This window comes from Sphingomonas sp. CCH5-D11 (genome assembly GCF_001557395.1).
In the GTDB taxonomy this organism is placed as follows: domain Bacteria; phylum Pseudomonadota; class Alphaproteobacteria; order Sphingomonadales; family Sphingomonadaceae; genus Sphingomonas.
Genome location: NZ_LSKH01000084.1, coordinates 1 through 9306, shown reverse-complemented (window position 1 = coordinate 9306; position 9306 = coordinate 1). Strand labels below are relative to the sequence as shown.

7 protein-coding genes are annotated in these 9306 nt (G+C 67.2%); 4 read left to right on the top strand and 3 right to left on the bottom strand.

What is annotated here, in order from left to right:
* On the bottom strand, positions 1 to 735 hold a 735-nt coding region (locus AX702_RS05460; protein ID WP_197420501.1), incomplete at its 3' end, for a S49 family peptidase.
* Positions 736 to 890: 155 nt separating this feature from the next.
* On the opposite strand from AX702_RS05460, the gene AX702_RS05455 reads away from it, so the two are divergent.
* From AX702_RS05455 to AX702_RS05440, 4 genes are all read left to right on the top strand, one after another.
* Positions 891 to 2297, top strand: coding sequence for an MATE family efflux transporter (locus AX702_RS05455; RefSeq protein ID WP_082745994.1), 1407 nt, complete (start codon positions 891 to 893; stop codon positions 2295 to 2297).
* 129 nt (positions 2298 to 2426) lie between these two features.
* Positions 2427 to 2714 (top strand): co-chaperone GroES, encoded by a 288-nt coding sequence (gene groES, locus AX702_RS05450; RefSeq protein WP_066777169.1) that lies wholly within the window; start codon positions 2427 to 2429, stop codon positions 2712 to 2714.
* Positions 2715 to 2800: 86 nt separating this feature from the next.
* Positions 2801 to 4438 (top strand): chaperonin GroEL, encoded by a 1638-nt coding sequence (groL, locus tag AX702_RS05445; protein ID WP_066777167.1) that lies wholly within the window; start codon positions 2801 to 2803, stop codon positions 4436 to 4438.
* Between the two features lie 209 nt (positions 4439 to 4647).
* Complete coding sequence (locus AX702_RS05440) at positions 4648 to 6429, top strand: ABC-F family ATP-binding cassette domain-containing protein (protein ID WP_066777165.1); 1782 nt, start codon at positions 4648 to 4650, stop codon at positions 6427 to 6429.
* Positions 6430 to 6469: 40 nt separating this feature from the next.
* Here the strand turns inward: AX702_RS05440 and AX702_RS05435 are convergent, their stop codons facing one another.
* Together AX702_RS05435 and AX702_RS05430 are read right to left on the bottom strand one after the other, a co-directional pair.
* On the bottom strand, positions 6470 to 7276 hold the full coding sequence (locus AX702_RS05435; protein WP_066777162.1) for an ATP-binding protein: 807 nt from the start codon (positions 7274 to 7276) through the stop codon (positions 6470 to 6472).
* 51 nt (positions 7277 to 7327) lie between these two features.
* Positions 7328 to 9306, bottom strand: a 1979-nt coding sequence (locus tag AX702_RS05430) for a tetratricopeptide repeat protein (protein WP_066777159.1), incomplete at its 5' end; no start/stop codon positions are given.

Below are 9306 nucleotides of genomic sequence, written 5' to 3'. Positions count from 1 at the left end.
GATACGGCTCGGCTGCGTCAGCCAACCGTCCACACGCGCCTTGGGCCGCGCCTGCGCGACAGCATTCTTCCATTGTTCGAACAAAGATCCGTACAGCGCCTGCGAGGCCGCGCGCGATTCCGGGCTTTCGTCCGCGCGGGTATAGGGCTCCACGGCCGACTTGAACTTGCCGACGCGGAACACGTGGGTGGTGACGCCCAGCTTATCGATCAGGCCCTTGTAGTAGAGGCGATTGCCGCCCGGCCCGCTGAGCACCACGCCGCCCAGCGGATCGACCCAGATCTCGCTCGCCGCCGCGGCGAGCCGATACGCACCGTCAGTATAGCCGGTCGCATAGGCGAGGACCGGCTTTCCGCTTTGCCGCACCCGCACCAGCGCTTCGGCCACTTCGCCGAGCGCGGCCGGATAAGCGCCGCCGAAGCGGTCCAAGTCCAGCACAACCGCCTTCACGCGGGTGTCGGTACGCGCGCTGTCGATCGCGTGAACCACATCGCGCAACCGATACTGCCGGCCGATCTGCTGGCCAGAGACAAAAGCGAGCGGGGGCACCTGCTCGGGCTGCTCGACGATCGGCCCGTCGAGATCCAGAACAAGCGCGCCATCCTTGATCGAAGGCGTGCCGGGTCGTGAATTCAGCGCTGCGAACAACAAGGCAAAGAACAGCAGCATCGCCACGAGCACCAGCGCGTCCTTGATGCCGACCAGCAGTTTCCACGCGCCGCGTACAAGCTTCATCACCAATTCCCGGAAAGTCTTCTTAACGGTTTAACCGAAGGTGTATGGGTGGAGCAATACGGCTGATCAATTGATCCGGCTGGGCGGCTGATCGCGCTCGCATCACCATCTGCCGCCTTTCCCCCGCTGGAGATTCGGCCTACCTCCCCCCGGCCATGGAGTTCGCCGCCGCCCCGCCGCTGACCGAAACGCGTCCGGCGAGCGACCGGGCCGAGCTGTCCGCGCTGCTGCGCCTGTCGGCGCCGCTTGTCGGCGCGAACCTTCTGCAGATGGCGGTCAGCGCGGTGGACGTCATTTTCGTGGCACGACTCGGCACCATTGATCTGGCAGCGGCGACGCTGGGCGTGTTCCTCTTCAACCTCAGCATGTATGCGCTGATCGGCCTCACCAGCGCCGCCTCTCCGCTGATCGCGGCGGAGCTCGGCCGGCGCCGCCATGCAGTGCGCGAGGTGAGGCGCAGCGTGCGCATGGCCTTCTGGGTCGGCGCCGCCGCGGCGCTGCCCGTCCTGCTGCTGCTTGCCCATGGCGAAACCTTGCTGCTGCTGGCGGGGCAGGATGCCGACGTGGCGCGCCGCGCCGGTCATTTCCTCGACATCATCCTGATCGGCCTGCTGCCCGGCGTCGCCGCGGGCGTCATGCGGTCATCCGCCGCGGCCCTCAGTCGGCCCGGCTGGGCGTTCGCCGTCACTGGGCTGGCGCTGCTGGTGAGCATTGTCGCCAACTGGGCGCTGGTGTTCGGCAATCTGGGCGCCCCGGCGCTGGGTCTGGAAGGGTCCGCCATCGCCAGCGTCATCAGCCTGACTGCCATGACGATCGCTTATGTCGGGATCTTCCTGTTCGACCGGCGACTGCGCCGCTATCGCCTGTTCGGCCGCTGGTGGGCGGCCGAATGGCCCCGTTTTCGGGACATCGTGCGACTTGGCGTGCCGATCATGCTGACCTGGACCTTCGAGGGCGCGCTGTTCGGCGGCGCCGCGATCCTGATGGGGTTGATCGGCGTCAACGAGGTGGCGGCCCACGCCGTGGCACTCAACATCGCGGCCATCGCTTTTCAGGTCCCCTTCGGCATCGCGCAGGCGGCGACGATCCGCGTCGGCATGGCCTATGGCGCACTGGACCGGGAATGGATCGCGCGGGCTGGCCGCGTCGCGCTGGTGATGGGGATCGGCTTCATGGGCATTACCGCCGGCGCGATGTGGGCCGCGCCCCGCCTGTTCGTCAGCGCCTATGTCGACGTGGAGGCCCCGGCGAACGCAATCGTGGTGAAGCTGGCGGTGCAGTATCTGGCGCTCGCCGCCATGTTCCAGCTGGTCGATGGCGCACAGGCGGTAGCGGCCGGCGTGCTGCGTGGGCTGCAGGACACGCGCGTGCCGATGCTGATCGCGCTGTTCGGCTATTGGGTGGTCGGTTTTGGCACCTCGATCTTCCTCGGCTTTCAGGCAGGATGGGCGGGCGTGGGCATCTGGACCGGCCTCGCGGTGGGGCTGCTGGCGGTATCCATCCTGCTGATGTGGCGCTGGTACGCGCGCGAACGGCTCGGCCTCGTCCCGCGCACGGCCTGACCGACCGGTCCAAATTTTTGTGCGTCATACCGTTGACGCTATGATGAGCCACACACATATGGCCGGCGCTGGCACTCGATTCAGGCGAGTGCCAAAGAACAGTCACACCGCTCAAAAGAGGGTACAGCCATGAACTTCCGTCCGCTGCACGACCGCGTGCTCGTGCGCCGCGTCGAGGCCGAGGAAAAGACTGCCGGGGGGATCATCATTCCCGACACCGCCAAGGAAAAGCCGCAGGAAGGCGAAGTTGTCGCCGCCGGCGCGGGCGCCAAGGCGGAAGACGGCAAGGTCACGCCGCTCGACGTCAAGGCCGGTGACCGCATCCTGTTCGGCAAGTGGTCGGGCACCGAGGTCAAGGTGAACGGCGAAGACCTGCTCATCATGAAGGAATCGGACATCCTCGGGATCATCGCCTGATGGCGATGGGGCTCGGCATTATCGCCCGAGCCTCCGTTCGAATACTTCAACTGTTTCAACATTCGTTCATCTGAAAGGGTAGCCACATGGCAGCCAAGGACGTGAAATTCGGCCGCGACGCACGCGAGCGCATCCTCAAGGGTGTCGACATCCTCGCCGACGCGGTGAAGGTGACGCTGGGCCCGAAGGGCCGCAACGTCGTGATCGACAAGAGCTTCGGCGCGCCCCGCATCACCAAGGACGGTGTGTCGGTCGCCAAGGAAATCGAGCTCAAGGACAAGTTCGAGAACATGGGCGCGCAGATGGTGCGCGAAGTGGCCTCGAAGACCAACGACATCGCTGGTGACGGCACCACCACCGCGACCGTTCTCGCCCAGGCGATCGTTCGCGAGGGCATGAAGTCGGTGGCGGCCGGTATGAACCCGATGGACTTGAAGCGCGGTATCGACCTCGCCGTCGGCAAGGTCGTCGACGACATCAAGGCGCGCTCCAAGCCCGTTTCGGGTTCGCAGGAAGTTGCCCAGGTTGGCATCATTTCCGCGAACGGCGACCGTGAAGTCGGCGAGAAGATCGCCGAGGCCATGGAGAAGGTCGGCAAGGAAGGCGTGATCACCGTCGAAGAGGCGAAGGGTCTCGAGTTCGAGCTCGACGTCGTCGAGGGCATGCAGTTCGACCGCGGCTATCTGTCGCCGTACTTCATCACCAACCCGGAAAAGATGCAGGTCGAGCTGAACGACCCGTACATCCTGATCCACGAGAAGAAGCTGTCGAACCTGCAGTCGATGCTTCCGATCCTCGAGGCGGTTGTGCAGTCGGGCCGTCCGCTCCTGATCATCGCCGAGGACATCGAGGGCGAGGCTCTGGCCACGCTCGTCGTCAACAAGCTGCGCGGCGGCCTGAAGGTCGCAGCGGTCAAGGCACCGGGCTTCGGCGATCGTCGCAAGGCGATGCTGGAAGACATCGCGATCCTCACCAAGGGCGAAGTCGTCTCCGAGGATCTCGGCATCAAGCTCGAGACCGTCACGCTCGGCATGCTCGGCACCGCCAAGCGCGTCACGATCGACAAGGACAACACCACCATCGTCGATGGCGCGGGTGATGCGGAGTCGATCAAGGGCCGCACCGAGGCGATCCGTCAGCAGATCGAAGTCACCACTTCGGACTATGACCGTGAGAAGCTGCAGGAGCGTCTCGCCAAGCTTGCTGGCGGCGTTGCCGTGATCAAGGTCGGCGGTGCGACCGAGGTCGAGGTCAAGGAGCGCAAGGACCGCGTCGACGACGCGCTGCACGCGACCCGCGCAGCCGTTGAAGAGGGCATCGTTCCGGGCGGCGGCACGGCGCTGCTCTACGCGACCAAGGCGCTGGAAGGCGTGAGCGGCGAGAATGACGACCAGACCCGCGGTGTGGACATCGTCCGCAAGTCGCTGACCGCGCTGGTGCGCCAGATCGCGCAGAACGCCGGTCAGGACGGTGCCGTGGTGTCGGGCAAGCTGCTCGACCAGAACGACACCTCGTTCGGCTTCAACGCGTCGACCGACACCTATGAGAACCTGGTGCAGGCCGGCGTGATCGACCCGACCAAGGTCGTGCGCACTGCGCTCCAGAACGCCGCATCTGTGGCTGGCCTCCTCATCACCACCGAGGCGACCGTCTCCGAGCTGCCGGAAGACAAGCCCGCCATGCCGGCAATGCCGGGCGGCGGCATGGGCGGCATGGACTTCTGATTTCGGACCGGGGCAGCGAAAGCTGCCCCGGACAGAAAACGGAAGCGTCCAGCAGCGGCTTCGCCGCTGCGCTTCTCGAAAAAGGACCGGATGCCCAGCGCATCCGGTCCTTTTTGCTTCTGGGCCGAGCCCAGACGATCAAAGCAAAGGCATAGGCCGGAAGTGAACGGCGCTTGCGCATCCCGGCCACGACCCTATCTGCCGCCCCCATGGCTGCCCCTATTCTAGCGTATGAAGACCTTGGCCTCATTCAGGGCGCCGGCTGGCTCTTCCGCAACCTGAACTTCTATGTCGGCCCGCGTGACCGCCTGGCGCTGATCGGCCGCAATGGCGCAGGCAAGACGACCCTGCTGAAGCTGATCGCCGGAACGATCGATGCGGACGAGGGCCGGCGCACCATCGTGCCTGGCACGCGCGTTATCCTGCTGGAGCAGGATCCGAACCTTTCCGGCTATGCCACGCTCGCCGATTATGTGCTGTCGGGCAGCGACGCGCCGCAGCACTTCGAGGCCGACGCCATTGCCGATCAGCTCGGCATCGACCTGTCGCGCGAGGCGGCGACCGCGTCCGGCGGTGAACGGCGCCGTGCCGCGATCGTGCGCGCGCTGGCGCAGGACCCGGACGTGCTGCTGCTCGACGAGCCGACCAACCATCTCGATATTGGTGCGATCGAATGGCTGGAGGATTGGCTGAGCCGCTTCCGCGGCGCCTTTGTCGTGATCAGCCATGACCGAACGTTCCTGACCCGGTTGACCAAACAGACCTTGTGGCTCGATCGCGGCAACATGCGCCGCGCTGAAGTCGGCTTCGGCGGCTTTGATGCCTGGACCGAGCAGGTCTATGCCGAGGAGCAGCGCGCCGCCGAGAAGCTGGATGCCAAGCTGAAGATCGAGGAACATTGGCTTCAGCGCGGCGTGACGGGTCGTCGGCGGCGCAATCAGGGCCGCCTGTCCAAGCTGAAGGAAATGCGCGCCGAACGCGCGGCGATGATCGGGCCGCAGGGCGCCGCTGCGCTGGCCATCGGCAGCGACGACAACAAGACCAAGGTCGTCATCGACGCGGAGCATGTCAGCAAGAGCTATGACGGGCGAACGATCATCCGCGATCTGACGTTCCGCGTGACACGCGGCGACCGGATCGGGATTGTCGGCCGCAACGGCGCGGGCAAGACGACGCTGTTGCGCCTGCTGACCGGCGAACTGGCGCCCGACAGCGGGACGGTGAAGCTAGCCAAGACGCTGGACGGCATCGTCATCGACCAGCAGCGCAAGCTGATGGCGCCGGAGAAGACGGTGCGCGAGGTGCTGGCGGACGGTGGCGACTGGATCGACGTGCTGGGCGCGAAGAAGCACATCCACGGCTATCTCAAGGAATTTCTGTTCGATCCGAGCCTGGCCGAAGCCAAGGTTGGTTCGCTATCGGGCGGAGAGCGATCACGATTGTTGCTGGCGCGGGAATTTGCGCGACATTCCAACCTGTTGGTGCTGGATGAGCCGACCAATGACCTTGATCTCGAAACGCTGGACCTGCTGCAGGAGGTGATCGCGGATTACGAGGGCACCGTCCTGATCGTCAGCCACGATCGCGACTTCCTCGATCGCACCGTGACGGTCACGCTCGGCCTGGACGGGTCCGGCAAGGTGGATGTCGTCGCCGGCGGCTATGAGGATTGGGAGCGGAAGCGGGCGCCGCAGAATGAGCGCAAGTCGGCGGCCAAGGCGACGGCCGCAACGCCGGCAGCCCCGCCACAGGCACGCACCAAGCTGAGCTACAAGGACCAGCGCGACTTCGATCAACTGCCAAAGCGAATCGAGCAACTGGACGCAGCGATCGCGCGCGACGAGGCCCTGCTGGCGGATCCGGAACTCTATGCCCGCGACCCGGGGGCGTTCGACCGGCTGATGAAGGCGATCAGCGCGGCGCGCGACGAGAAGGAAAATGCGGAGCTGCGCTGGCTCGAATTGGCCGAGATGGTCGAGGCGCTGGGGTAGGAGCGGCCGTCCAGCGGAACGGGACCGGAGAAATCCGGCCTTAAAGGCCTTTACCGGCCCGTCCCGCCAGATCGACGACATATTGCCAGGCGACCCGGCCCGACCGGCTGCCCCGCCTGGTCGCCCAGAGCAGCGCATCTTGCGCATCGAACGGCAGGCCATGCCGCTCCGCATAGCCGCGGACGATGTCCAGGTAGAGCGGCTGATCGACGACGTGGAAGCCAAGGCTGAGGCCGAAGCGATCGGCAAGCGCCATGTGATCGTCCACCGCGTCGCGCGGGTTGATCGCATTTTCCTGTTCGTGAACGTCGCGCGGGATCAGGTGGCGGCGGTTGGAGGTGACGATCAGCCGTGCATTGGCCGGCCGCGCCTCCGCCCCGCCCTCCAGCAGGGAGCGCAGCGTGCGTGCGTCCGCCGCAGCATCGAAGCCCAGATCATCAAGGAACAGGACAAAGGACCGGGGCACGGCCGCGATCGTGTCGAACAATGCGGGCAGGCTATCCAGCCGATCTGCGGCGACCTCGATGAGCGCGAGCGGGCCACCGGTGGTCTGGACCGCGCCGACGCAGGCCTTGACCAGCGCGGACTTGCCCGTGCCGCGGGCGCCCCACAGCAAGACATCCTGGGCAGCATGGCCGCCGGACAGGCGCGTCAGATTGGCGAGCAGCAGATCACGCTGCGCCTCCACCCCATGCAGCAGATCGAGCGGAAGCGGCGCAAAGGCACGGGCCGCCACCAGCACGCCATTCCGCCAGACATAAGCGGGGTGCGCCAGCGGATCGGCCGCCGGCGGCGGGGGCGGCGCGAGGCGTTCCAGTGCGGCGGCGATGCGGGTGAGATCATCCATAATCCGCTGCTAAGTGCCGGACGATCGCGCCGCAACCACCCGGCGCGGGGATCAGCGCTCGAGGAACTTCAGCAGCGCGATGGCCGGCGCGCGATCGGGAAAGGCGGGATCGCGCAAGGCCTGAGCGATCTGCGCCCGCGCCTCCACCGTTCGCTCGGCCTCCGCCAGTGCCTGTGCAAAATGCCAGCGGATGCCGGCGTGCGCCGGGTTAAGCACGGCGGCCTTTTCCAGAAGCTGCAGGGCGGCAGAAACGTCACCCCGTTCGTACAAGGCCCAGCCATAGGCATCACAGGCCGCCGGGTTCATCGGTGAGAGCCGGTAGGCGGCGCGACCATGATCCACGCCGCTCGCCCCATCCCCTGCCCCGGTATAGGCATAGGCCAGCTGTGCCTCGACGAGGGCGTCCCGCCCGCCGACCCCGGCGTGCAGCCGCTCCAGCGTTTCGATGGCGGCAGGCCAGTCTCGCGCGCCGAGCTGAAGATTGGCGAGCGCGCGGTGCGCGATCACGCTTTGCGGGTTTTGCGACAGGTACAGCGCGAGGGCGGACGCCGCCTGCCCCGCGGCACCGGATCGATTGGCGGCCTCCGCCAGGCGCAGCATGGCCGGCGTGTCGAAGCGCAGATTGGCAGCCTGCTTGTAACGCGGGAGCGCGGCGCCGAACCGCTGCTGCACGGCCAGCACGTCGCCCGCTAGCGTCTGCGCCTCTGGTGCCCCCGGCGATGCGGCGGCAAGCGCGCTGGCGCGCTGCTCCGCTGCAGCGGATTGCCCGGCATCAAGGAGACTGCGGACATAGGCGACCGCGACCGCAGGATCCGCAGGCGCACCAGCCACGGCCGCAGCAAGGGCACCCGTGCCGCCATCGCTGGCAAAAGGCTCCGGATCGGCCAGCGTTGGGCGCGCCGCACGATCAAGGAAGCGCGCCGCCCAGTCCCGCTCCCCCCTCGCCTCGAACGCCCGCCCTGCGAGGGCCAGCGTATAGCTGTCGGCATCAGCGCGCACGGCGATCGGCCGCAGCACGTCAAGCGCGCCTCGTGCGTCGCCCGATCGCAGCAGCGCCGCACCGAGCAGGCGCCGCGCCACGAGGTTCATCGGCTGACGACCGACGATCTCCCGGAAACTGACCACCGCCTGCTCGTAACCGCCATCGGCGTAAGCGAGCATGCCGGTGAGCAGCACCACGCCGGGCATGGCAAGGCCAGCATCGCCCATGCGACCGAGCAATGCGCGCGCCAGATCGCGCTTGCCGGCCCGGGCAGCCAGGACGGCCTGCAGATACAGCGCCTCCGGGCTGTTGGGCCGGGCGGCCAGCGCGCGGCGGGTTGCCGCGAGCATGGCACGATATCGGCCGGCATCGCCGGCGGTCGCGGCATATTGGATGAGCGCGGGCAGGTAATAAGCGTCGAGCCCCAGCGCCCGATCGAACCAGGGTAGCGCGGCAACAAGGCCGTAGCGGCTGCGCACCACCTCCCCCGCCAGCACGATCGCCGACAGATTGGCAGGGTCCAGTTCCATCGCGCGGCGGGCGGCAAGATCGGCGGCGAGGATGTCGCCAGCATCGAACCGGATGCGCCCAAGATCGGCCAGGGCACCGGCATTGTCCGGATCATCCGCCAGAATCGTGTTCAGCAATCGGGTGGCGCCCGGCACGTCGCCACTGGCTGCCATGGCGCGGGCACGGACGCGGGCCGCATAGCTGCGGTACCGCGGAGCGGCGCGCACCGCCTCTGACAGCGCGCGATCAGCACTGCCCTGCATCAGATAGGCATCGGCGAACAGGTGATGGAGCCGCGCGCGCGGCATGCCGGCGGCCACTGCGCGGTTCAGCGCGCCCTCGGCGGCCGCTCCATCGCCCATCAGCAGATAGGCACGGCCAAGCACCGCATTGGCGCGCGCCGCCTCCGGCCCGTCGGCTGCGACGAGCGCGTGATTGCGTGCCGCGCTGTAATTGCCGCGCTTCAGCGCCGCGAGGCTGCCGACCAGCGCAGCGCCCGAATCGGGCCGCGCGGCGCGGCCCGATTCGGGCGCTGCGC